This window comes from uncultured Imperialibacter sp. (assembly GCF_963974565.1).
GTDB classification, from domain to species: domain Bacteria; phylum Bacteroidota; class Bacteroidia; order Cytophagales; family Cyclobacteriaceae; genus Imperialibacter; species Imperialibacter roseus.
Genome location: NZ_CAXBCJ010000011.1, coordinates 180874 through 204730 on the forward strand (window position 1 = coordinate 180874; position 23857 = coordinate 204730).

A 23857-nucleotide genomic window follows, 5' to 3' on the forward strand; every position below is an offset into this window, starting at 1 on the left:
CCAGTGCTAAAATGGGGTTCCGCTGGCAGCGAGACAGAGTTCCTGCCTAAACCAGCTGGCCAGAGCTGCCCAGACTACAAAAGTTTGGGAGCCCAGCCAGCGCTGGGTTTTCGTGGCGCCGCTGCCAGCCAAGCCGCCTTACGCCTAACAGACAAAACTTTTGTAGTCTTTGTTGCCGCCCTCCGCAACTCGGAGCTCAATAGCTTTTCTGAAACCGAGCATACTTCCCTCGCCTGGCGCACCCTTCCGGAGCCAAATGCTCTGATTAAAGGGGTTACTCTCGCCACCCTGCAAGTGTAACCCCTTTAATGACCGGAGCGATAAAGGTTTTTTAATAGTGCAAGCTGGCCAACGCCGCCCAGACTACAAAAGTTTGGGAGCCCAGCCAGCGCAGGTTTTTCGCAGCACCGCTGCCTTACGCCTAAAAGACAAAACTTTTGTAGTCTTTGATGCGGCTTTCCGCAGCTCGGAGCTCAATAGCTTTTCTGAAACCGAGCATACTTCCCTCGCCTGGCGCACCCTTCCGAAGCCAAATGCTATAATTAAAGGGGTTACTCTCACCACCCTGCAAGAGTAACCCCTTTAATGATCGGAGGGACAAAGGTCTTTTTTCATCCCATTGACCAGAGTGCACCGGCAAAGTTCTATGCCGTAGTGAACGCCACAGGAGAAGTCAACCAGCGGGGTATTTCGCAGGAAATCGCTGAAAGATCTACTGTAACACCTACCGACAGCATGGCTGTGGTGGAAGCTTTGCTTACCATGATCCCCAAAATGCTTGCCGATGGCAAGATCGTCAGGCTGGGGGAGCTAGGTACTTTTTACACCAGCGTAAAGTCGGAGGGAGCCACCAGCCCCGAAGAGTTCAAAAAGAGCCATATTGCTGCTGCCAAGGTAAGGTTCAGACCAGGCAAAGTTTTTATGAGAACGCTCCAGGCAGCTGACTTTAAGCGGATCAACAACGGCACCATGCCACCGGAGCCGACTAACGGCAGCACTCCCTGATTTGGGGCCTGAAAAAGTTGGTGAAGAGTTGAAAAAAGATGGCGAACTTTCCGGAAAAGTTGGCCGGAAAACCAGGACTCAACGCCAACTTTTAAAGACCCGGCGTAAAAAGCCCCGGAAGTGAGCAGTTTCACTGCCGGTTAAGATGATGAAAAAGGCTTTCGGGCCTTTTTTTGTTGGGATAATTTTGAGGGCAAAAGTAAGATTTGACACTGCGACTGAAGCTCTGGGCTTTGACCCCAAACTCCAACCAACAGGAAGACACCCATTAAAAGATGATTAGAAACTGGGGGTTATTCCCGGCTATCAGCCGACCTACCGACACCTTGGATTCCAGCAGGCCGTTGCCGCACAGGTGTTATTTTGCTTGTAAGGCAAAATATTAAATCAACTGAAAATGCTCTGAGATCGGCCAGCAATCAATAGGGGTACTATCTAAAAGATATTTTCCTATAATAGGTTATTATTTTGCCTCATCTGAATCCATAAATTTGTTAAATTTGTAGGATACCTAATAAGGAAAAAATGTCGAAGATAAATCGTATTATCGACGTTTTGTCAGTACTAAACACTGAGAAACGAGATGAATCAATAAGCTCCATAATAAAATACACACTATTCAGCCTTGGTCAAGCGGCAGGTATCGATGAGCTTTTAGAATACATATCTCTCGAGTATGAAATCGCTCTAAATAAAGGTGAGGTTGAAGAGATAGCTACCACATTGCTCGAAGAAGGAATAATTATTCAAGAAAAGGGCGCAATCAAAATTGCTAAAGAATCTGCTGATCAAATTTCGAAAAAACAACTTGAGAGCCGATCCGTTTTGCAAAAGGGTTTTACACAATTTCAAACTTCATACAAGCGTATATGTAAAGGAGATGTTCCTTTTGAGGTGCTTGAAGAAATTCATAAAATACTCATTGACTACATTAATGAATGTTTCTATGTATATGGAAAAGCGGCAATCAATTTATTTAAGCCATTTGACTCAGGTCATGACTTCGACATTGCTTCTAGAAAGAAGATTCTTGACAGTGCCATATCAAAGATAGCAGACAGCAAACACAAAAGGCACTTCGAACAATATGTAAAGGAATTTCCTTCGCTACTTACAGACGATGAGGAGTTGTTTTTGGAGCGGCTGGCTGATAAAACTGAATATTTTTTTGCGCTTGGACTTTCTCAGGAATTGTTTAACGAAATTCAGAATATCAATCCTGTCAACCTAGATCTGTATTTAGATACTAACGTATTATTATCTGTACTAAACTTGAGAATGCATACAAGTAATGAAGCTTGTATCAAGCTAATGAAGCTGATAAAGGAAAACTCCCAATCATTAAATATTTCAATTTATTACACTAACAAGACATACAATGAGCTAAAACGCACAAAGAATGAACTGGAGGATTTAGTCTCCAAAGCTGATATTAGTAAGAAGATTATTGAGGCTGGCATGAAAAGTGGTAGAATAGATTCCTACACCTCAAGTTATTACGAAGAGTACCTCAAGTTTGGAAACGCAGCTAAACACCCTACGGAAAAACTCAAAAGAGCTGTTGAAATATTGGATTCACTTGGAATCAAAATAGACAGGAAAGAGTATGATCAAATCCTGTCATCCGAAAATTTCAAAGACCAGCTTTCCGAATATAATAAGTTTCAACAAATAAAAAATGAAGCGAGAGCAGAGAAAAATCTGCAGCAAAGGAAGGAAAAAGACATTTATAAGGTAGAACATGACGTACTTATACGAGAAATCCTTTTAGAAAAGAGGGAAGCTCTACCGAACGCAAGTTCAAATGATTTGATGTCAAATCGATTTTATGGGTTGACTTTAGACAAGGTTCTGATTGACTTTGATAGATTCTCTCTAAAGAAGAAATATCTAAACGAAGATGTATTTGTTCCCACTTTTTTCACACCTACATACCTCTTAAAAAAACTTTATAAGTATTTACCTCTAGAAAGTAGCGATTATAGAAAGGCCTTTATTTCTGCAGTATCATCTCCTGTTTTTGAAGACAACAGGGCAGCAAGTAGAACCGTTCAACTTGCATTGGCAGACTTTCATGCCTTGGGAATCGATGACGATGATTTCATTATTAAGTGTTTGACAAATGATTTCTTTTTAGATGAATTTCGACAAAAGAAGGAGGAAGATAGCTTAGAAGATATTAAGGTATTTGTAGAAAATGAACTGCAAAAAAACTACAAACAAATTCTCATTGAAAAACAGCAGAAAGAGACTGAACTAGCCCAAATAAAGGAAAAAAATATCCGCCTTGAAGTTGAGAAATTGGAGTTTGATATCGAAAACACCACGCTCAAGACCAAAGAAAAAGATCTTAAAACAGATGTAAGCAATCTTGAATTGAGTTTAAAGTCGCTAAAAAAGACAATTGAGAAATTAAATGAAGCGCCGACCGAACAGGTAAACCAATATACTTTAGATGATAAGATTCAGATTAGTAATTTATCCCGCCAAGCAGCTCATTTTGAAGAAAAATACAAGTCTTTGAAAGGCATCTCAGATCAAGCCTTAGCCACAGCGACTTTAAAAAAATGGCAGAATTTTGGCTGGGTGTCTTTTGCGCTCGGCATCCTCGTTGTGATAATAGTGGTCTTGGCTTTTGCATTTCAAAACAATAGTTTCAATTACATTGCAAGGTTTTTAAACTGGGCCGAAACGTTACCGTCTCTCCGCCAGGAAATAGTTAAAATAGCGTTCACAAGTATGCTTGCTCTGAGTGAATTTTTACTTGGGAGGATTTTTTATCGACGAATAATAGATCGTAAATCGATTGAGGAGCACAAAAAAGAGATTTTAAATAGCATTGAAAATGCAACTTCCGAAGAGTCAAAAAGCTGAATTAACATCTCCCTGAACTGCAAATTGTACATTCCATACAGCAGGCATCGGCTTGTGGCTAGCAGGTAGAGGCGGTTGCGGAAGATAATGGTGGTCAATTTCATCTGTATAAAATTTACTTTTTAGGGGCCAGATGGAATAGCCAAAACCTTTTGGAAGCGATAGTCGACTATTCTCCGACTTTATTCATTCCGCTGGGTATGGACTTTCCTTATGGCTATTTCATGTAATTGTTTATTTTCAATCGTATCAAATGCCAGAATTCATATGCGGTTACTTTCTGCCATAGTTTTCCTTGGATTCCTCTTTAGTGCTTCTTTAGCCCAGTCGCAAAATGTTTCTTTTGAATCGGAAGAGCAGTTTTCTGAGTTCATTGATTTTTTGAATATGAAAAACAGTGATGGCAAAAGGTTTTACAGCAGGATTTATATGAAGAATCTCAGTTCATCTGACTTGGAAAATGAATATACGTTAATGCCAGACACAGCCATTGTTTTAGATAATCACGTATTACTTGCTTACGATCTGCAACAAAACGATCCGCTTGGAAGAATTACCAGGCAAATACTATTGTATTCACTCAACGGCCGTTTTGAGGATGTGTTGACCATAAAACCATTTTATGAAGACTGGGCCGAAGATGCCACTTATTATTTCTACGAAAGCTACGTGGTAACTAATAATACGCTGGTAGTATCACGAACAAGAAGAAATCATTTGGTAGTGCCGATTGTGAATGTGCCGAGAGGTGAGAATATTACGCAGTCCATAAGCTTTTATACTATTGGGCCAAAATTCATTGTGGACACTGATAAGCAGCAGTATCAGGAGACAGGCTATATGTATACGTTCGAAAGCCTGGCACCGCTAAGTCGCTTAGATAAAAATGAGTTAAGGCTGGTGAGAAACTACTTTTTCGCCAAATATGACTTTGAGTTCTCCGATAAGGAATTAGAAAATTACTATCTGAACCATCTCATGTATTATAAGCCAACCTATAAAAATGTATCAGATCGACTGACCAGCAATGAAAAAATGGTTGTGAATTTCATCCTTCGGCTTGAGGCTGAAAAGTAGCTTTCAGTATGCTGTATGGTTCTAGGTTCTAACTAACAGATTGCTTCGGTCGTTTGATGACTGGTAAAATAGATAGCCATTTATTCTACTCCCTCGCAATGACGGTCAGGTGGTGTTTGGTGCTTCGAAAGTACTATTGTTGTATACCAACCGACTAGATCCCTCAAATAAACCTCTCCCTGTACTGCAGATTATACATCCCGTACAACAGGCATAGGCTCGTGGCTACCAGCAGGTAGAGGCGGTTGCGAAAAATAATGGTGGTCCAGATGAACTCGCTCATGTCACGGGGTTCGCTGAAGGGGTTGAGGAATACGTTGTAGGGGCTGCTTTGCAGCGGGTTGGCAAACACAAAGAACATAAAAGCAATGATCACAATCACGATGGCGGTGCCGTTGCCATTGCGGATGAGGGTAGACACCACAAAGGCCACCGAGGAAAGGAAGACAATTGGAAACATGACCTGGCCCAGCATTGGCAGTATGTCGAAGCGGAGCAGGGTGAAGTTGGCCAGCGCTGCCAGCACCACCAGAATAGCTGCTGCCACGCCGGCGGTGATCACAAAACGCACCAGCCACACCTTGTAGCGGTAATTGGGAATGCCGAAGATGGTTTCCAGCATTTTGGAGTCGTCGTCGTTTTGAATGCCATAGGCCATGGGGTAGAAGATAAGCAGCAGGCCGGGGAACACAAGGAAGCCGTAAATAACAGCCTCGTTGAAGTTGGGGTCGTCGAAGATGGCAATGAGCACGATAAACCCAAAAAACAGGAAGGCCGCCACCACAAAGTACACAAACTTGTTGGCGAAGATCACCTTGATATTGTAGGTGATCAGTCTATACAGCAGAAACAGGTAGCTCTTCATTCTTCTTGTTGTTTTTACTTTTCATTAACCACAGGTAGGCATCTTCGAGGTTGGCCCGCACCGGCGTGGCGTCGGCCCGGGGCTGCTCACCCGCCAGGCATTTCACCCGGATCTTGTCGCCTTCCCGCATATGGTGCACAATCACATAGTGGCTCTTTTCTTCTTCAAACTGCTCAGGAGAGAGGTGAAACTCCCACACCTTGCCTTTGGCCAGCTCCGCCATGGAGGTGGGGCTGCCGTTGTACTCGATATTACCGGAAATGAGCACGGCCAGGTGGTTGCAGCTGCTGGCAATGTCTTCGATGATGTGGGTGGAAAACACCACAATGCGCTCCCGGCTCAGCTCCACCAGCAGGTTGCGGAAGCGGATGCGCTCCAGAGGATCCAAACCGGCCGTGGGTTCATCCACCACCAGTATTTTGGGCAGGTGAAGCAAAATCTGGGCAATGCCTATGCGCTGCTTCATACCGCCGGAGAAGGAGCCAATCTTTTTGTGCTGGTGCTCGTCCATGTGCACGGCCCTGAGCACGTACTGCACCCTGTCTTCTCTTTCTTTCTTGTTGCTGATCTTCCGCAGGATGGCCTGGTAGTCGAGGAACTGGTAGGGCGTCATGTTTTCGTAGGTGCCAAAGGCCTGGGGCAGGTAGCCGATAAGGCCCTGGAGCTCCTCCCGCTTCAGCGTGGTGTCGTGGCCGTTGATCCAGATTTTGCCATAGCTCTGGTCCATGATGCCGCACAAAATCCGCATGAGGGTGGTTTTGCCGGCGCCATTGGGCCCCAGCAAACCAAACATGCCCTGCTCAATGGTGAGGCTCACGCCCTTCAGCGCTTTGAACTGCGACTTCTTAGGCTTCACAAACGGAATGGCCAGGATCAGCTGCCAGTACAAGCGCCGGATGCCTTTGAAGCGACCAGTGAGCTGCTGCGGATCCACAGGTTTCTTTTTCAGCTTATTGGCCATGCGCACCAGGAACAAGCCCACGAACCAGCCGACGATCAGCACAATGCCCAGGCCTTTCACCTGGATATCGGCATAGAGGTACAGGGCACTCACGACAGGGAAGACCCAGTAGAGGAGTCCGCCCAGGAAGCTGAACAGCCGTGGTCGCTTGCCATCGGCCCATTGTTCCACATCGTGGAAGATGGAAAGGAGCAGGGCATGCAGGCCGATCATGAACACCAGCTGCCAGAAGGCTTTGTCGAGGAAGAAATAGATGAAATAGACAAGGAAGCCCATGAGGGCCACTTGCCAGATCAGGTTTTGCAGAATGCTCTTGCCTGTGATGATTTCTTCACCCCGCTCATCGAACAGGTGCTTGTTGCCTTTCCATTCTCTCAGCCAGCGGCCGGGCCTGCCATACACCTTGGTGAGGTTTTGCACCTCAATATGCATTTTCTCGTCCTTGCCCACCATTTTGGCATTGGCCTGGCGCAGGGAGGTCATGATAAAATGGGTGCCCCCAGGCACAAGGATCAGCGCCGACAGGAACCAGATGGACTGCCAGAGAAAGCCTTCTATCTGGGTGAAGATGAGGATGGACAGGGTAGTGATCAGGGCAATTTGGCCAAACTTGATCACAGGCTTCAGGCCACGGAACCAGTCGAGCACACTTTCGAAGCCCGCACTCATGGTGGGGATGTAAATCAGCGTGAGGATGGTGGCGAAGGCCAGCCCGCCCATCACGGTGATGGCAAAGGGCTGCCCAATGCTGACCACGTATTCTGCTTCACCCATGGCCAGGGGCAGCATGGCCACAATGGTGGTGATGGACGTGATGAGGATGGGCCTGATGCGGGAAATACCGCTCATGATCAGGGCCCTGTATTTGTTGTAGCCCTGGCGGCGCAGCAAATGCGAATAGTCGATGAGGATAATGCCGTTGTTCACCACCACCCCCAGCAGGATCAGGAATCCGATGAGGGTGTTGGCGTTGAGCAAAGAATTGCCGGTAAGCGTGAGCCCGATAAAGGCGCCAATGGCCGCCAGCGGAATGGAGAACATGATCACCACGGGCAGGTAGAGCGATTCGAACACAGCCGCCAGGATCATGAAGATGATGATGATGGCAGCAGCAATAAGAAAGTAGAACTCGTCGAATAGCCCTTCGTCGTGCACCACGTCCGCCACAATGCCGGAGGGGATATTGATGCCCGCCACGATCTGGTCGATTTCCAGCCGGGAGGCTTCCAGCAGCGACTCGGAGTTCACCACTTCGTCGATAAAGCTGTAGGTGATCTCAATGCGTTTCTCCTGGTTGAGGCGCCTGATCCGGCTTTCCCCGGCGGAGTAAATGACCGAGCCAATGTCGGCCAGGGTATGAGTAGCGCCTGCGGCATTGGTGATAGGCATTTCCCGCAGGTCCTTCATGTCTTTGGCGCCCACTTCCACCTGGTCCTGCGTGCGGATGGTGATTTCAAATTCTTCGTCGCCGCTCACAAAGTTGGAGCCGGAGGCAAAGGAGGGCTGGAAGTCGTTGAGACCGGTGGACACGTCCTGCTGGGTGATGCTGTTGGCGCTCATGCGGCGCTGGTCGAACAAAATATGGGCTTCCGGCCGCTCGGGGCTCACATTCACCGTGCTGCGCTCCACCGACTGCAGGCTGGCAATGAAAGTGTTGATGTCGTTGGCAATGGACTGCATGGCTTCGTAGTCGCTGCCTTTGATGATGACCTGCTCGGAGGCACTGCCAATGCCCAGCATGCGCTCGAAATCGTCGGAAGGAGAGAAGCCGCCACCGTCCTGGCCTGCGGAAGCAGGTGGCGCATCGAGAGAAATGTCGAGGTCTTCAAAGTCGTCGGCTATGGCACTGAGCCTGTTTCTCAGGTCGGCAGCCGAAATGGTGTCCAGTTTGTTGAAGCCTTCTACCACCTGCACCGTAAGCACAGAGCTGCCTTCCGATACCTGGCTGATGAGCTTGTCCACTACGGGAATGGCCATCACCTTTTCTTCTATCTTTTGCGTGAGCAGATCAGTAGACGCCAGCGTAGCACCCTGGGGCATGGTCACGAACATGTTCATGTTCTCGGTTTCCACTTCGTTGAGGCTGGCCACACTGACCAGCAGGCTGAGGCCAATGGTAATAAAGAACAGCACAATGCCGCCGATAATGGTAAAGGCGGGCCTTCTGAAGCACGACTTCAGGATGACCATATACATCTGGATGGTGCGCTGACGAATGGAAGCGTTCTTAATCAAAGGCGCCTTTGCCTCGTCAGTCTTGTCGATGGCCGCATGGGCCAGCATGGGAATGAGCACCAGAGCCACTACGAGCGACACCAGCAGGGTGGAGATGATGGAGACGCCGATTTGCGTGCCAATGGTGGTCGCCAGGAAGTTGGTAGAAAAAATAAAGGGCAGGAACACCGTGACGGTGGTCAAAGTAGCTGCGATGACTGACCGCATCACTTCTTTGGTACCCTGCACCACGGCTTCTTCGGGTGGCTTTTTGTTCACCACATGGCGGTAGATGTTTTCGATCACCACCACGCTGTTGTCGAGCAGCATGCCGATGGCCAGGGCCATGCCAATCAGTGTGAGGCTGTTGATGGAGATGTCGTAGGCGTAGAAGAAGTTGAAGGCCGTATACACAGAAATAGGAATGGCCAGGGCTATGCTGAGGATGAACTTGAGCCGGCGGAGGAATACCCACAGCACGAAGATGGCCAGCAGTCCGCCGGTAATGGCCAGCTGCTGGATCTGGTCGATGTTTTTGCTCATCGCCTCGGCCTGGTTGTTCTGCACCACTATCTGCACATCCATGGGCTCCAGCTCTTCGTTGAGCTCGTCGATGGCGGCCAGTGTCTTGTCCGACAGGGCAATCAGGTTGGCCTGCCGGTCTTTGGACAAGCGGATGGACACGGCATCCTTTCCGTTGACCCGGCTGAGGGTGGTTTGCTCTTTTACACCAAAGAACACCTGGGCTACATCGCTGAGGAGCAAAGGGCCTTTTTCCGATACCACCAGGCTTTCGATGTTCTTGATGTCTTTGAGCTCGGCAGTCACATTCACAAACACATTCTGTCCGTTGAGCTCTACCTGCCCCACAAAGGCACTCTTGTTGGAGTTTTGCGACAGCACGCCGCTGATGGTATTGGGTGTGATGCCATGGGCTTCGCACACAGCGTTGTCCATGATGATCTCCACGGTCTTTTGTCTGCCGCCAAATACTTCCACGCCACCCACGCCGTCGATCTCACTCAGGCGGTCGAAGATGTACTGGTCGGTCACGTTTCTCACCCGGTCGACGCCACCGCCGCCCAGCACCTGCACGTCCATGAAGGCGTTGGAAAACTGATCGGTGTCGATCTTGATGATATTGACGACAAATTCCGGCGTGAGGTTCGCCTTGATGCTGGCCACCTTTTGCTCCAGCTTCAGGTAGGCGTATTTGGTGTTGGTGCCCTGCACAAAGGAAATGAAGATCATTCCCTGGCGACTGTCGGCCGTGGCGCTGATCTCGTCGATGCCTTCCAGGGTGCCTATCACGCCTTCCAGCGGAATAATGGCCTGGCTTTCCATGTATTTAGGATCTACCTCTGAGGCGGCACTTACCTGCACAATGAGGATGGGCAGCTCCACATTGGGAAAGAGCTCCACCGGCAGTTTGTTGTACGAGATATAGCCCATCACCGAAAACCCGATGAAGAGCATCGATACCAGCACTTTCCGCTTGATGATGGTATGTAAAAGTCCGGTGTTAGGCATGAGAAGCTTTGGTAAAGCGGCGTTTTACATTTGACAGTTTCCCTACAATGCTTTCGATTGTTTCGTAAAAACACGGGATCACAATCAACGTGAGCAGGGTAGACGTTACCAACCCACCGATGACGGCCACTGCCATAGGCGCTCTGAGTGCAGCACTTTCGCCAAACCCGAAGGTGAGAGGCAGCAGGGCCAAAATGGTGGTGAGACTGGTCATGACGATAGGGCGGAAGCGTCGCTGCCCGGCATCGAGGATAGCGTCCCGAATGGGCATGCCGTCCCGTTTGTTCTTGTTGATGCTGTCGACGAGGATAATGGCGTCGTTCACGGCAATACCGGCCAGCATGATGATGCCGATAAAGGCCATCATGTTCAGAGGCATGCCCAGGATAAAGAAGGAGAGGAGCGCACCCACACCAGCCAGCGGAATGGTCAGCAAAATGGTGAAGGGGTGGAGCAGCGACTCAAACTGAGACGCCAGCACCATGTACACCAGCACAATGGACAGGATGAGTGAGAAAGTAAGGTTCTGCATCGATTCCCTGCGCTTGAGCTCCTGGCCAGCTACTTTGATCTTGTACTGGGGTGGCACTGTCAATCCTGAAAGGCCGTCTTCCAGCGACTTCACCACCTTGTCGTAAGGCTTTTCCTGGTTAACCCTGGCGCTGATAAGCACCACCCGGTTTTGGTTCTTACGATAAATGGAGTTGGTAGCAAACTCTGTCGTGATGCGGGAGATCTCACCTAAAGGAATTTCCTGCTCTCCGCTTTTGATCCGCATATTGTCGAGGTCGGCCAGTGATACCTCAGGCACTTTGATTTCGATGTCCTGCATTTCGCCGCTCCGTTCAATGGTGCCGGCATGCTTGCCTTCCAGCTGGTCTTTGATTTGAGTGACCACGTCTTCAATGGACAGCTTGAAGAGGCCAGCCCTGTACTTGTCCACATCCACCTGGATCTGGGGCACACCCTGCTCGAGGTTCGACATGGGCTCGTAGATGTCGGCGTTGCGGGTCATCACTGCTATCACGGAGTCTGACAACGAACCGAGGGTTTTGAAGTCGGTGCCACTGATTTCTACAGCCAAAGGCATTTGCTCATCGCCCAGCACGGCATTCAGCGCACTTTCATCGTTGGAAAAAGTAGCTTCCAATCCCGGAATACTTTCGAAGTAAGTGGACAGCCTGTCGGTGATGGCGGCAATGGCCAACTCCGTGCTTTCATTGAAGATCAGCTTCAGGTTGGCCGTGTTTTCTTCATACACATTCTCGTTTTCAATGCCCGACTGGGTTTGCTCCGGCCCGATGTGGGCATACACTTTGTCGAGCTGCCCTTCAAAAAGCTGAAACAGCTGGGCTTCGATCTGTCCGACTGTCGATGACGTGCGGGCGAGAGCGGTGCCATTGGCCAGCTTGAGGTCTACTGAGATGGCCCGTGTGCCCGACTGCGGCATGTATTCGCTGCCAATGACCGACACCAGCTGAAACGACCCCACCACCAGTACCAACGAGGCAATGATGAAGGCGATGCGGTATTTAAGCACACCATCGAGGAAGCTGCGGTAACGGGTGAACTTTAGGGGCTGCACTTCCAGCACGGTCTTGTCATTTTTGAAAACCCTGGCAAACAGGGTGGGAATCACCAGGATGGCTACGGCCAGCGAAGACAGCAGTGAAAAGGCCACCGTCCAGGCCTGGTCACGGAAGAGCTCACCGGAGGGGCCTTGCAGGTAAACGATGGGCAGGAACACGATGATGGTGGTGAGGGTAGAGGCGGTAATGGCGCCGCTGACCTCGGCGGTACCAGCAATGGCAGCGTCGATGACACTGAGTCCTTCTTCCCGCTTTCGGAAGATGGCTTCCACCACCACAATGGCATTGTCGACCAGCATGCCAGCACCGAGGGCCAGACCACCGAGCGTCATCACGTTCAGGGTAAGCCCATTGAAATACATCAGGTTAAAGGTGGCTATGATGGAGATGGGAATGGCAATGCTGATGACCAGCGTGGAGCCTATCCGGCGCAGGAACACAAACAGCACCAGCATGGCAAAAAGGGCGCCGTACAAGCCCGATTCTTTCACCTCGTCGATAGCGCCCTGGATAAACCTTCCCTGGTTTTGGATGATCACAAACTCGTAGCCGGGAACGGACGTCTTGAGGCCTTCCAGCACCTCGGTGAGCTCGTTCACAGCGTTTACTGTGTTGTACCTTGTTTCCTTGTAAATGGACATGCCCAGGCTTCTGCGCTGGTTCACCCGCACGATGCTGCCGACTTCTTTGTCCATGATTTTGAGCGTGGCGACCTCCCGAAGCAATACTGGAACCTGATTACTGTTTATTGATTGATTACTAGGTGTTTGTGTTGTTTCAGTTGAAGTAGTTGTTACGGGTGTTGTGCTGGCTGCCGGTGTGGAAGTTCCTGCGGTAGTGTAGCCCACCACGAGGTTTTCCAGGTCTTCGGGCTGCTCTATGATGCCCAGGCCTTTGATGATATATTTTCTGCCCAGTTCTTCAATAAACCCTCCGGAAACGTTGCGGTTGTAGCTCTGAATTTTAGCTACAAGGTCGTTCACTGTAAGCCCAAAAGAAGCCAGCTGATGAGGGTCTGTTTCGAGCACAATTTCTTTTTCTTGTTCACCAGACAAGCGCACTTCGGCAATGCCCGGCAGGCGGATGAGCTCGTTCCTGAAATTGGTTTCGGCTACTCTGCGCAAGGCATCAAAGTCATTGGAGGCCGGGTTGTAGATCCCAAGGATCATGACCGGTGTGGCATTGGGATCAAACTGCGAAATGGCAAACTCGTCGATGTCATCGTTCATTGAAAAGCTCGACAGGGACTTCTGCAGATCGAGAAAGGCCTCGTCCATGTCCTTGCCCCAGTCGTAGTTGACAGTGACCCTGCCATAGCCCGTCTGGCTGATAGAGCTGACCTCCACGGCTCCACTCTGGCGGATGGCAATGGACTCAATGTTCTCAATGAATTGCTTTTCAATCTCCGACGGCGGGCGGATGCCCGCTTTGAGCTCCACGAACAGGGTGGGGTTCTTCAGGTCAGGGAAGAGCTCTATCCCCAGCTTATCGAAGGAAATGGATCCAAGAAGGATGACCGCCATCACCATCATGAGAATGGTAACGGGATAGGACACGGCCATGGAGACTATCTTTTTCAAAGTACTTGGAGTTAGAGGTTAATGGTTATTTTTTTCAATTGTCATATTCAGTTATCAGTAATTAGTTATCAGTCATCAGTCTGTTTCACTACTTACTGCTTACTATTTACTCCTCACTTCCTTACTGAATCACACTTACTTTGCTCTTGTTCCTCAGCGTTTCAAAGCCGGTGACCACCAGGCGGTCGTTGACCTTGAGGCCGTCGAGTACTTCGATCACATCCTGGTTTTCCAGGCCGGTCGTTATCTTTTTCTCGGTAGCTATCCCGTTTTCCACAGTGAACACCACTTTGCCGTCCTGGCGGGAGATGATGGTTTCCTTGGGGATGACGATGGTGCTGTCACGCTGCTCAGAAAGAATGGCTGCTTTGATGAACATGCCGGGGCGGAGCAGTTTCTTGTCGTTGTTGATCTGTAATACGCTTTGGAAGGTCCTGGTCTCCGTGTCGATGACAGGGGAGATTTGGCTGATTTTTCCGAGGATGGTGTCGGTAGCCAGGTTGTAATTGGTAATCTGCACCAGCTGATTGAGCGTTACCTCTGGCAGGTGCTTCTCGGGCAGCTTCACATCCATGAGCAGGTGTTTGTACTCCATCACTTTGAAAAGCTCCTGTCCCTGGTCGATGCGGACGCCATCGGTATGGTAGGGAATCGATACAATCACCCCGGTAAATGGCGCTTTGACGAACATTTTGGCTTTCTGGATCTCCGCATTTTCGTAGGCGTATTTCGAATTTACATAGTCGATTGACGCCTGGTTGAGTTCTGTTTGGGTCACACCCCCTTTTTCGAACAGCGACTTTTGTTTGTTGAGGTTGTTTTCCGATACCTCCAGGCTGAGCTTTTTTCCATCGAGCTGAAGGTTGTTTTCAAACTCCTTGTCCTCCAGTCTGATAATGACCTGGCCCTGTCTCACGGCGTCGCCAAGGGCAAAAGGACGCCCGGTGGCCGGATTGGTTTGCAGCCTGTAAATGCCCGTGAGCTCCGACTTGATGGCGCCTTCCTTGGAGGAATAGACGGTGCCTGTGGTCTCGATGAACCGGGAGATCGACTGGGGCTTGATGATGGTCACAGAAACGGGGATTTTTATCTCGGTTTGGATATTGGATTCCTCGTTGTTGCAGGCAGTGACGGCCAGCAGCACCAGCAGGGCTCCGACAGTATTTTTAACGCTTTTCATGTATGTCGTCCGTGTCATAATATGTATGATCAGTAGTGGTCTTAATTAGAATTAGGAATAACAGGCTGCTGGTGTTCGAAGTCGTAAAGTGAAAGGATCTTCATGTTCAGCAACTCAATTTTATAGTTGATGAGCGCACTGGCCAGCGCACTTTTCTTGTCCGACAGCTGGCTCTGAAAGCGGTTGAGGTCAATGCTTGTCAGGTCACCGTTTCGGTAGCGTTCCAGGTTGATCTCGTAGGTCAGCTGTGCATTCTTTACGTTTTGCTGTGCTATTTCTATCTGGTTTTCCAGGTTCTGCAGACTTCTGTACGTCTTTCTGATATTGATAATGATGTCGTTCTTCTGGTTTTGCAGGTCTATTTTGGTGATATCGAGGTTGGCGTTGCTGGCTTCCATGCGTGCCTTGTTTTCGCCCCAGTCCCAAATAGGGATGCTGAATGATATTGCTACCCTTGGGTTGACTGTTGGCGAATCGTATACCTGCGGGGCATTGATGTTGTCGCCAAAGATCCCCATCGACAAGGCCACGGCACCCTTGAATTCGTTGAGGGACTTGGTTCTGGTCAGCTCAAATTGTGAACGTTCAATGTCAATGGTGCGCTGCCTGAGCTCCACCCGGTTGCGTAAACCCATCTCAATGGCCTGGTTAAGGTCCACCTCCCGGGTCACAAACTTGATGTCCACCTGTACGGCGATCTCCTCATCGAGGCCAATGCCCAGCAGCAGTTTCAGGTCGTCCGCCGCATTGTCAAGTGTTACCTGGTTGTTTTCCAGCGTTGAGCGGGAGGTGGCCAGGTTGAGTTCTGCCTGATAAAGCTCTTCCATGGCAAGCAGGTCGGCATCTACTTTATTCTTCGTGATTTCGTAGCTGATCTCCTGGTTTTCCAGTTCTGCTTTGGAAATCTCCAGGCTGTTCTGACTTTGGTAAAAGGAATAGAAAGTTTGGGTGACGTTTCGCTCCAGTGTCAGCAGCTGAAGTGCATTGCTGATTTGTGCGTTCTCCAGGTTGAGTTCCAATTCTCGTGTCTGCAGCTTGTTTCTGTTGTAGGTGAAAATGGGTTGGTCTACCTGAAGGTATAAATTATTACTATAGGTCTTTGTTCTAACATCTTGAAATTCAGAGTAGTTATCTCTGTACCCAAACCGGTTAATGAGCGAAACCGTGCCATCGGTGGCTGAGATGGGCTGGGAGACCGAAAAGTTAGCGAAGGAGTTATAGTCCTCGTTGGTGTTCCAGCGGGAAACCAGGTCATTGAACAGCCTGGTTCTGTTATAGTCGAATGGCGTCACGTCCAGGCCAAACCTCGACTTCATTGCCAGTCGCTGGGCATCGAGGCTCTTTCGGTTGCTGTACAGGTTAAGCCTCGATTTCTTGATATCCGGGCTGCTGGTCTGGGCAATCTGGATGGCCTCTTCCAGGGTGAGTACTTGCTGTGCAAAGGCACCCTGTGCCGACAGCAAACTCAACACGATTACCGCCACTATGGCCCCAAGAAGCAGGAGGGGCCGCTGGAAAGCATTTGGTCTCATAGGATTCGCTTTGGTTTGTCTTTTAAAGCTCATATCGTTTATTGTTTCACCCATTTCACGGCGTCGGCATATACAGTACCAAATTCACTCTCGTCGGAGAGTACCACTTTCCCACCATTCTGCCCGAAGTAGTAGGAGCCCAGGTAGTTCCAGCCAAACTCTGCTTTGGAAATATTGAATTTGATGTCGTCCGTTCCGTCACTGTGATGGATGGCGTAGTTATAGTCGAATTGTTGGTTATTATCGTCCCGTCCGTTGAACTCATTCTGGTTTTTGCCCATCATGTACACATAGACGTCATAGAAGCCTTCGTCAGGAAGCTTAGCCTCCCAGACGGCCAGCTTGTCGCCATTGCCCGACCTGGTGAAGTGTGCAGAGCGGACAGATTTGCCGTAGAAAGTGGAGCCAGTGGTGGCCCTCCATTTCGAACGGGAGCGGTGCCAGTTGCCAAAGTATTTCTGATCAGAGGGGCTTTTGCTGTCGAGATAGGCCCTCAGGTAAGTAGGCTCCACGGGGCTGAACGTGCTGAATCCGGAATCCTCATTGTCGACAATCACCTCACTTTGGCTGGTGGCCACGGTAGGCGGTAGCACCCTTTCCCCTTCAAAGAGCGTGGTCAGCTTGCGGGGACTGAATATGCCTGTCGACATGGTGATCACTGAAGGGATATTCCTTGAAATGAGCGTATTGATGGTTATTTTGTCAGGCTTTTCGTCGAGCACAAATCCCAGCTGTTTTGCTTCGCCTACTTTGATCACAGAGAGGTAGCCGGGTGCTTCCTCTTTTACCTGCTGGCTCTCCCTTCGCCGGGAAAATTGATTGTCGTTTCCACCGTCATCAGCATTGAATTTCACCTCAATCACTCCATCATTGTCGCCTGTGTTTTTAATATCAAGCAGCACCTGATAGCGCTTTCTGTCGCCATCGAGCACTTCAAACTTTTGTACATTGTCTATTTCAAACGCTGGTTGTGCGGTGCTGAAATACACCTGTCTGATCACAGGGTCAATGTCGAGGCCAAAGTGTTGCTGCAGCGCCGCCCGAAAATCACCGTAGCTGGTGAGCTGGTGCTGGTGGCCGTTGATCCAGTTTTGCACAAAACGCTTGAATTCATCTTGCCCCAGCAATTGCCCCAGGTAGGCAAACAGGTACTGGCCTTTCAGCGAGACGGACTTATTGATTTTGTTGAAATTTGTTTCGCTGGTAAGGATTTCGTTGATCATTGTCGTTCGCAGCAGCTCGTTACATTCTTCTTCAAAGGAGATCCCATTCATGTTTCTGGAATAGTCATTCTCCGTCTGAAGGTCTTTTCTCAGAAAGCTTGAAATACTGCGATTGAGCAGGGGCCAGTCACGACTCACTACACCGGAATTGTAGCTATATAGCTGGGGAAAGAGCGAGTAGTCAGGCTGATCTTCATCACGATTACCATAAAACCATACGGTTCCCGACTGTTTGGTGAAAACCTTCTTAATCAGGTCTTTGAAAACGTTGGCCTGCTTTTCCTTGTCGCTCAGCACCTGGTTGTCCCGCTTGGCTTGCTCGTCCATGTCCTTCAGCTGCCTTCTGAAATCAAACTCCCGGATATCTCCGCCTTCTTCCGGCCAGTATACCGTTTCTGGTTGCAGATAGGCTTGCTGGTTTTCGTATATTTTGTTGTAGGCAGCGAACAATAAGGGCGTTTCCACAAACTGCAATCTGCGAAAAGGGTAGGTGAGCTTCTGGCCATCCTCGTACTCATTCACAATATCCCTGATGAGCAGGCCAAGGGTGTCGGTCAATTGCCCGAGGTACTCCGAGGTGTAGTTGTCGTCGGGGTATTGATAGATTGCGTAAGTCACACTGTCGACCGTGATTTCTTTTTTCTCGTAGGCGCCAATGGCCAGCGATATCTTCGGGAGTGGATATTCGGGCTGAAAACGGAAGACGTTCCCGTCTGTGATAATCTCGCCCTGGGAGACGGCAGTTTGGCTTTCTTTTACCTTTACCTCCAGCTGAAAGTCGATAAACGACGTTCTTTCCTTTCTGGGTGACTCCCGGCTGTAGCCAATCTGTGTGTCGGGGTACCAAAGCACGTCAGAGGTCAGCAGCACATAGTCTGGCTGCAAATAGGCGTATTTTTTTGGCAGGGCAAACATCAGGTAGTCCCTTGGGAACTCGTACCGCTCCTGATCCACTTCAAGGTGGGCCACCGACTCCCAGATAGCACCCTCGTAGCTGATTTCTACATCTGCTTTTTCGCCTGGTTGAAGTGTTATGGCATTATTGATTGAAACCACCTGCAAATGCCGTTCAAAGTCCACTTTGGTATCATTCACGGTCAAGCTGCTGATGTCGAGGCCCGGGTTCAGTGTGAAATAGAAGCCTGCCAGGGGCTCACTACGGTTATTCTTTACCGTTAAGGCGGAAGTGGATATGAGTTTGTTTTCAACCTGCTCAAGGTGAATGCGGTGGGCGAGAATGTCCACGTTCGGCACCTCAGCCCACTGTCCATTAACAGCAATCATCTCTTGCCGCAGCGCTATGGGCGTTTCCCGCAGGGCAACCAGCCTAATCATGATGACGGCAGCTGCAGCAACCAATACCATTCCAACCAGGCCAGTGAGCAGCTTCACCCTTTTGTGGCTGGCGAGGCGGTCAAGGAAGAAGGCCGTAAGGAACAGAAACGCCACTCCGGCCACCAGGTAGAATGCCCGCTGCCATAAGGCGAAATCAAGGTGGGCAAAGCCGGTCATCTCTGACGCTAACATAGGCAGCCGGAAGGCCATGAAGTCGAGGATGTAGGAGAACTTGTCGAAGTAATAGATAAGCTCCACTGCCGACAGCCCCAACAGCAGCACAATGGTGATGGGCTGGTTGCGCAATAAGGTCACAAACAAAAAGGCGATGCCCGTTGTGAAAATGACGGATGGCAAACTTATCAGCAAGGGATAAATGACGAAGGCCAGCGGATTGAAGGCAGTGTTCGGGTTGGTCAGGTTGACAATCAGCGGAATACACAGAAGCAGCAGGTTCAGCCAAAAGAACAGGTTGAACAGGGCCAGTGCTTTGCCCAGCACGTAATCGAGGTTAGAGATCGGGCGGGCGAAGAATACCTCGTTGGTGTCGAGTTTCTTGTCCTTCTTGATCAAACCAGTAGCCAGGAAGACCACAGCGGCTGCCTGCGCAATGCTGATCATGACCATGGTGGTGTAGGGCATCATCCAGCTATTGGAAAGCTCAAACCGCCGGGGCTGGTCAATTTCTGAGAAAATCGCCAGGTTAAAAATGACCACGAAGCCAATACCAGCCAGTGACACGATCCGGAAAAACCAGTTGCGCCAAACCACTTTGGACTCGTAGCGGGCGATGGTCAGTATGTTCGAAACAGCACTCATACCAGCGAAACACCCAATTGATTTTCCATAAAATAGACGTAGGCGTGTTCCAGGTTAGGATTTACATTTTTTGCCTCCGGATGGGGCTGATTTGTGGCAATAAGTTGCGCTTCCCACAGGCCTTCCACGGGAATTGTGGAGACTACCGAATACTTGTTTTTCAATGCTGTAAACTCTTCATCTCCAAGCGTTACCTGCCAAACGTGCCCACGCACCTGATCAATCATGCCTTCCGGCGAGCCTTTGAAAGCTACTTCTCCCTTGTTCAGCATAGCCATATTGTGACACGTGCTGCTGATGTCGCCCACAATGTGGGTGGAAAGGATGATGGTAACGTCTTTCTGACTGAGATCGGACAGGATATTCCTGAAGCGGATCCGCTCTTCCGGATCAAGGCCTGTGGTGGGCTCGTCAATCACCAGCAGTTTGGGGTCGCCAATCAGTGCCTGTGCAATGCCCAACCGTCGTTTCATACCGCCAGAGAGCTTGTTGGCCATGCGCTCCCTCACGTCCAGAAGGCCCACCTGATCCAACAGGTGATCAACCTTGATCAGCCGGTCTTTCTTTTTCAAGTTGCTGGCCAATCGGGCGGCGTAGTCAAGAAATTCCCAGGTCTTCAGCTTGGAAAAAAAGGTAAAATCCTGGGGGAGGTAACCAATCATGGCCCTTATCTTTTGGCGGTGCTCGTTGATGTCCAAGCCTTCAATGAGAATAGAACCCGACGTAGCACTTTGCAAAGTCACCAGCGTGCGCATGAAGCTGGATTTGCCGGCGCCGTTGGGCCCCAGTAGGCCAAACATGCCGGTGCCGATGTCGAGGTCGACGTTGCGTATGGCCGCATGTCCGTTGGGATAGATTTTTGAGAGCCCTCTTATTTCAATGTTCATCAGCTACAGTTCACTTACAATAGGTGCTTGTTTTCCCGCCGGGATTACAAGCTTGTTTGAAATACGAATTCAAATTGTGACACACAGTCAGTCCTTAATCCTGGATCTGGATTTTGCTGCTTTTGTCTTTAGTGAATTGTATGTCGTCGACCCCGTCGATCCTCAAAAAAGAATCGTTAAGTATGCTGCCACGAAGCTGCACAACCGGTGACCAGATCATTACTTTCGAATGGTCGATTTTCACAGATAGCGAGTTCACACTCAACCCACTTGCGTCCAGGTTCGCATTGTCTGACGCTGCTATGCTAAGGTTCGTTACATTGACATCTCCATCCATTCTGATGCTGCCGCCAGACTGCGTAATGGACAGGGCCTGCTGACTCAAGTTTGTCAGGCTGGCCGATGCCCTGGTGGCTTGCAGTCCTCTGAATGTGTTTTGGGAAACAAAGACGGTCACCTGAACCGGCTTGCTGCTGGTAATTTCGTTGATTTTGAGGTTCAAAGTATCTCCAACCATCTCGTAGTTGAGATTCGATAGAAAACTACCATCAATGCTTTTTACTTCTATATGAGGTTCGTTTGACGAGCTTATGGTTACCCTGTGTTCCGAGTCTGACAGCACAATGTACCCGACGTTGCCAAGGGGTGCTTTTTCAACTTGCACTTCTGTACCACTCAAATCCCTTTTGTATCCCAGAAAACGAATTTCGGCGAATGCTGCCATCATATAAATAAGGATGAATCCGAAGAACCCGATAAGTATCTTATTGCTGAGCTTCATGGTGGTCATTTTAAAGTTTCAATATGTTTTTTCAATTCGCTTGACGTAATGCCAAGCATGGCCGCATGGCGCAGGAAGTCGGGGAGCACCTTGCTGAAGAACTCCTGCTTCTTGCTTTCGAGAATAATCTTTTGAGCGTCTTTGTTCACAAAGTACCCGATACCTCTTTGGTTTTCGATGATGTCCATGGCTTGTAATTCACTATAAGTTCTCATGATCGTATTGGGATTGACGCCCATTTCTGCTGCCAGTTCCCGCACGGAGGGAATTTTCTCCCCAGCAGGAAACTCACCACTCACCACCTTGTCGGTGATGGTGTCTGCGATCTGCAGAAAAATGCTTTTACCGTTTTGAAATTCCATACTACACCTCCCTTTCTTTAAGTTTCCTGTAGGCCACAAATAGCATGACCGCATTGGCAATGATCACCACCACGCCGAAAAAGCGGAATGCAGTATGCTCGTTCGTAGGCAAAAGCCACATCCCTTCTTCGGGATCACGGTGATATTGATTGAGACCCAACGGTTCTGCCACCAGATAAATGACCGTAGAGTAGAAAATGACGATGACAGCCACCGAAAAAAGTGTTTTGACCAGGGGCTGCTTTGAAAATATGGCAGCACCGGTGAACGGAACCACAAAAAGCAGCAGCGCCAGGCCGATGATCATTGTGCTGAACCAACCGACAGAATCAATCCCATTTGGCATTTCCACTGTAACCAGTTGTTGAATGCCGATAGGGTCGAATGAAAATTCAGTGAACAGGGTGAAGAAATATCCCTGCAGGTTAAAAGTGATCCAAAACAACAACGGAAGCGCCAGCAACATGAGTCCGATTCTGGTGATCAATTCGAACACGAATTTTTCCGTCATCGATGCAGGCACCAACAGGTAGTTCATCGTGCTTTCTTTCGAACGAAAGGCAGGAAATGAATAGCCCACATAGAGTAGCCCAAACACAATCACAAACCCAATAAGGAATCCCCTGAAATTGTCGAGGTCGTGAGGTCGAAAATCCTCAGTTGCCTGAACGAAAGATAGCAGGATAAACACCACACCCACATAAGCCCCTGCGGAAAAGCCCAGCAGCTTGTTGTTATGAACAAAGTGCTGCCTGCACAGTAGCAGGAAACGACGGCTGTTAAATATATTACTGGACATAGCTTTTCAATTTTTCATTGCCATTCAAAATGGCGTTAAACAATAATTCGATGTCTACAGACGAGCTGCCATTTGCTTGAGAAGTAATCACTTTGTAGCCACCAGGCACCATTTCGCTGTAAAGTATGTCATCTCCTTCAGCTGTCGAGCTGTTGGAAAAATGAAGCCGTGACGAAATATCGAAAAGGTCTTTCTGCATGATAAACTGGCCACTGTCGAGCATGATGATGCGGTCAATCAGGTTTTCCACGTCTTTTACCTGGTGCGTGGAAATAATAACGAGCTGGTCTTCATCCAAAGCTCCCGCCAGTATCCTGCGAAAGATGGCTTTAGAGGGTATGTCGAGCCCGTTGGTGGGTTCGTCTAGCACCAGCAGCCTGCATTTAGTAGAAAGTGCGAAGCAGATCAGAAACTTCTTCTTTTGTCCGTAGGAGAGCTTCTGTAAGCTTTCGGTTTCAGGAAGCTCAAAGTCTTTCAGCAGCCTTTGGAGCAGTGCGCCATCAAACCTGGGATAGAAATCCGCATTGGCTTTGATGAAATTGGCAATGGAGATTCCAGGCAGATAAAACTCCTCCGATACGAAAAACATGTCCTCAAGAAAAGAGGGCTGGCGTTTTCCAGGCTCGTAATTGTTCACGTTGACCGTGCCGCCGTCGGGGAACAGCAATCCGATCATCAGCTTCAATAGAGTGGTTTTGCCGGCGCCGTTCTTGCCCAGCAAGCCAACAATGCTGCCTGCGTTGATCTGGCAGTCGAGCTCCCGAAACAGCGGTCGGCGCTTGTTGCCATAGTTAAAGTTAAGTTTCTTGATGTCAATCATTGCATGTGATTTACTGTATTACTTCACTAGTACGGCACAATGGTAAAAAAGGTTTTTTGGAAATGCAAAAGGAGGGGGGAGTTTTTTAAAAAAAGTAAGAAGTGGGGAGACGGAAGACGGGAGAAAGAAGACATTCGGATATTCAGACGTTCGGATGTTCAGAGAGGAGTCGGGAGAGGGGAGAGCGAAGACAGGAGTCAGGAGACAGGAGACTGAAGTGAGGAGTTGGGAGAAAGAAGACATTCGGATATTCAGACGTTCGGATGTTCAGAAAGGAGAGCGAAGACAGGAGTCAGGAGACAGGAGACTGAAGTGAGGAGTTGGGAGAAAGAAGACATTCGGATATTCAGACGTTCGGATGTTCAGAAAGGAGAGCGAAGACAGGAGTCAGGAGACAGGAGACTGAAGTGAGGAGTTGGGAGAA

At 49.1% G+C, this 23857-nt stretch carries 15 protein-coding genes; 4 read left to right on the forward strand and 11 right to left on the reverse strand.

Going from position 1 to position 23857, the window contains the following annotated elements; all coding sequences use genetic code 11:
- The first annotated feature begins 3 nt into the window (after nt 1–3).
- From AAC052_RS16915 to AAC052_RS16930, 4 genes are all read left to right on the forward strand, one after another.
- On the forward strand, nt 4–300 hold the full coding sequence (locus AAC052_RS16915; RefSeq protein ID WP_339814734.1) for a hypothetical protein: 297 nt from the start codon (nt 4–6) through the stop codon (nt 298–300).
- Nucleotides 301–585: 285 nt separating this feature from the next.
- A complete protein-coding gene (locus AAC052_RS16920) occupies nt 586–1005 on the forward strand; it encodes an HU family DNA-binding protein (RefSeq protein WP_339814735.1) in 420 nt (139 codons plus the stop codon).
- Nucleotides 1006–1530: 525 nt separating this feature from the next.
- Nucleotides 1531–3879 carry a hypothetical protein gene (locus tag AAC052_RS16925; protein ID WP_339814736.1) on the forward strand — a complete coding sequence of 783 codons (2349 nt, stop codon included), beginning with the start codon at nt 1531–1533 and terminating at the stop codon, nt 3877–3879.
- A gap of 267 nt (nt 3880–4146) precedes the next feature.
- On the forward strand, nt 4147–4956 hold the full coding sequence (locus AAC052_RS16930; RefSeq protein ID WP_339814737.1) for a YARHG domain-containing protein: 810 nt from the start codon (nt 4147–4149) through the stop codon (nt 4954–4956).
- A gap of 163 nt (nt 4957–5119) precedes the next feature.
- Here AAC052_RS16930 and AAC052_RS16935 read toward each other — a convergent pair whose 3' ends face one another.
- From AAC052_RS16935 to AAC052_RS16985, 11 genes are all read right to left on the reverse strand, one after another.
- On the reverse strand, nt 5120–5821 hold the full coding sequence (locus tag AAC052_RS16935) for a hypothetical protein (protein ID WP_339795145.1): 702 nt from the start codon (nt 5819–5821) through the stop codon (nt 5120–5122).
- Complete coding sequence (locus AAC052_RS16940; protein ID WP_339814738.1) at nt 5793–10526, reverse strand: efflux RND transporter permease subunit; 4734 nt, start codon at nt 10524–10526, stop codon at nt 5793–5795. Before AAC052_RS16940 ends, AAC052_RS16935 begins: the two co-directional genes overlap by 29 nt.
- Nucleotides 10519–13695, reverse strand: a complete 3177-nt coding sequence (locus AAC052_RS16945; protein WP_339814739.1) for an efflux RND transporter permease subunit — start codon at nt 13693–13695, stop codon at nt 10519–10521. The genes AAC052_RS16940 and AAC052_RS16945 overlap by 8 nt, the downstream gene beginning before the upstream one ends.
- Nucleotides 13696–13816: 121 nt before the next feature.
- Entirely contained in the window at nt 13817–14893 is a 1077-nt protein-coding gene (locus AAC052_RS16950) for an efflux RND transporter periplasmic adaptor subunit (RefSeq protein WP_339814740.1), read from the reverse strand.
- Between the two features lie 23 nt (nt 14894–14916).
- Entirely contained in the window at nt 14917–16440 is a 1524-nt protein-coding gene (locus AAC052_RS16955) for a TolC family protein (RefSeq protein ID WP_339814741.1), read from the reverse strand.
- Nucleotides 16441–16445: 5 nt separating this feature from the next.
- Nucleotides 16446–19784, reverse strand: a complete 3339-nt coding sequence (locus tag AAC052_RS16960; RefSeq protein ID WP_339814742.1) for a hypothetical protein — start codon at nt 19782–19784, stop codon at nt 16446–16448.
- Nucleotides 19781–20671: an ABC transporter ATP-binding protein gene (locus AAC052_RS16965; RefSeq protein ID WP_339814743.1), complete on the reverse strand. Its 891-nt coding sequence runs from the start codon at nt 20669–20671 to the stop codon at nt 19781–19783. Before AAC052_RS16965 ends, AAC052_RS16960 begins: the two co-directional genes overlap by 4 nt.
- A gap of 94 nt (nt 20672–20765) precedes the next feature.
- Nucleotides 20766–21452 (reverse strand): DUF2807 domain-containing protein, encoded by a 687-nt coding sequence (locus AAC052_RS16970; protein WP_317491812.1) that lies wholly within the window; start codon nt 21450–21452, stop codon nt 20766–20768.
- Between the two features lie 5 nt (nt 21453–21457).
- Nucleotides 21458–21814 (reverse strand): GntR family transcriptional regulator, encoded by a 357-nt coding sequence (locus AAC052_RS16975; RefSeq protein WP_317491811.1) that lies wholly within the window; start codon nt 21812–21814, stop codon nt 21458–21460.
- A 1-nt stretch (nt 21815) separates the two neighbouring features.
- The gene (locus AAC052_RS16980) at nt 21816–22613 is read right to left on the reverse strand and encodes a hypothetical protein (protein WP_339814744.1); all 798 of its coding nucleotides are present in this window, start codon (nt 22611–22613) and stop codon (nt 21816–21818) included.
- Nucleotides 22603–23433, reverse strand: a complete 831-nt coding sequence (locus AAC052_RS16985; RefSeq protein WP_339814745.1) for an ABC transporter ATP-binding protein — start codon at nt 23431–23433, stop codon at nt 22603–22605. Before AAC052_RS16985 ends, AAC052_RS16980 begins: the two co-directional genes overlap by 11 nt.
- Between the last annotated feature and the right edge of the window lie 424 nt (nt 23434–23857).

Bases quoted from the DNA above. Each gene is read 5' to 3' on its own strand.
- AAC052_RS16985 (WP_339814745.1), bottom strand. From the start codon at position 23,433: ATGATTGACATCAAGAAACTTAACTTTAACTATGGCAACAAGCGCCGA.
- AAC052_RS16930 (WP_339814737.1), top strand. From the start codon at position 4,147: ATGCGGTTACTTTCTGCCATAGTTTTCCTTGGATTCCTCTTTAGTGCT.
- AAC052_RS16960 (WP_339814742.1), bottom strand. From the start codon at position 19,784: ATGAGTGCTGTTTCGAACATACTGACCATCGCCCGCTACGAGTCCAAA.
- AAC052_RS16965 (WP_339814743.1), bottom strand. From the start codon at position 20,671: ATGAACATTGAAATAAGAGGGCTCTCAAAAATCTATCCCAACGGACAT.
- AAC052_RS16970 (WP_317491812.1), bottom strand. From the start codon at position 21,452: ATGAAGCTCAGCAATAAGATACTTATCGGGTTCTTCGGATTCATCCTT.
- AAC052_RS16925 (WP_339814736.1), top strand. From the start codon at position 1,531: ATGTCGAAGATAAATCGTATTATCGACGTTTTGTCAGTACTAAACACT.
- AAC052_RS16975 (WP_317491811.1), bottom strand. From the start codon at position 21,814: ATGGAATTTCAAAACGGTAAAAGCATTTTTCTGCAGATCGCAGACACC.
- AAC052_RS16950 (WP_339814740.1), bottom strand. From the start codon at position 14,893: ATGACACGGACGACATACATGAAAAGCGTTAAAAATACTGTCGGAGCC.
- AAC052_RS16940 (WP_339814738.1), bottom strand. From the start codon at position 10,526: ATGCCTAACACCGGACTTTTACATACCATCATCAAGCGGAAAGTGCTG.
- AAC052_RS16955 (WP_339814741.1), bottom strand. From the start codon at position 16,440: ATGAGCTTTAAAAGACAAACCAAAGCGAATCCTATGAGACCAAATGCT.
- AAC052_RS16935 (WP_339795145.1), bottom strand. From the start codon at position 5,821: ATGAAGAGCTACCTGTTTCTGCTGTATAGACTGATCACCTACAATATC.
- AAC052_RS16980 (WP_339814744.1), bottom strand. From the start codon at position 22,613: ATGTCCAGTAATATATTTAACAGCCGTCGTTTCCTGCTACTGTGCAGG.
- AAC052_RS16920 (WP_339814735.1), top strand. From the start codon at position 586: ATGATCGGAGGGACAAAGGTCTTTTTTCATCCCATTGACCAGAGTGCA.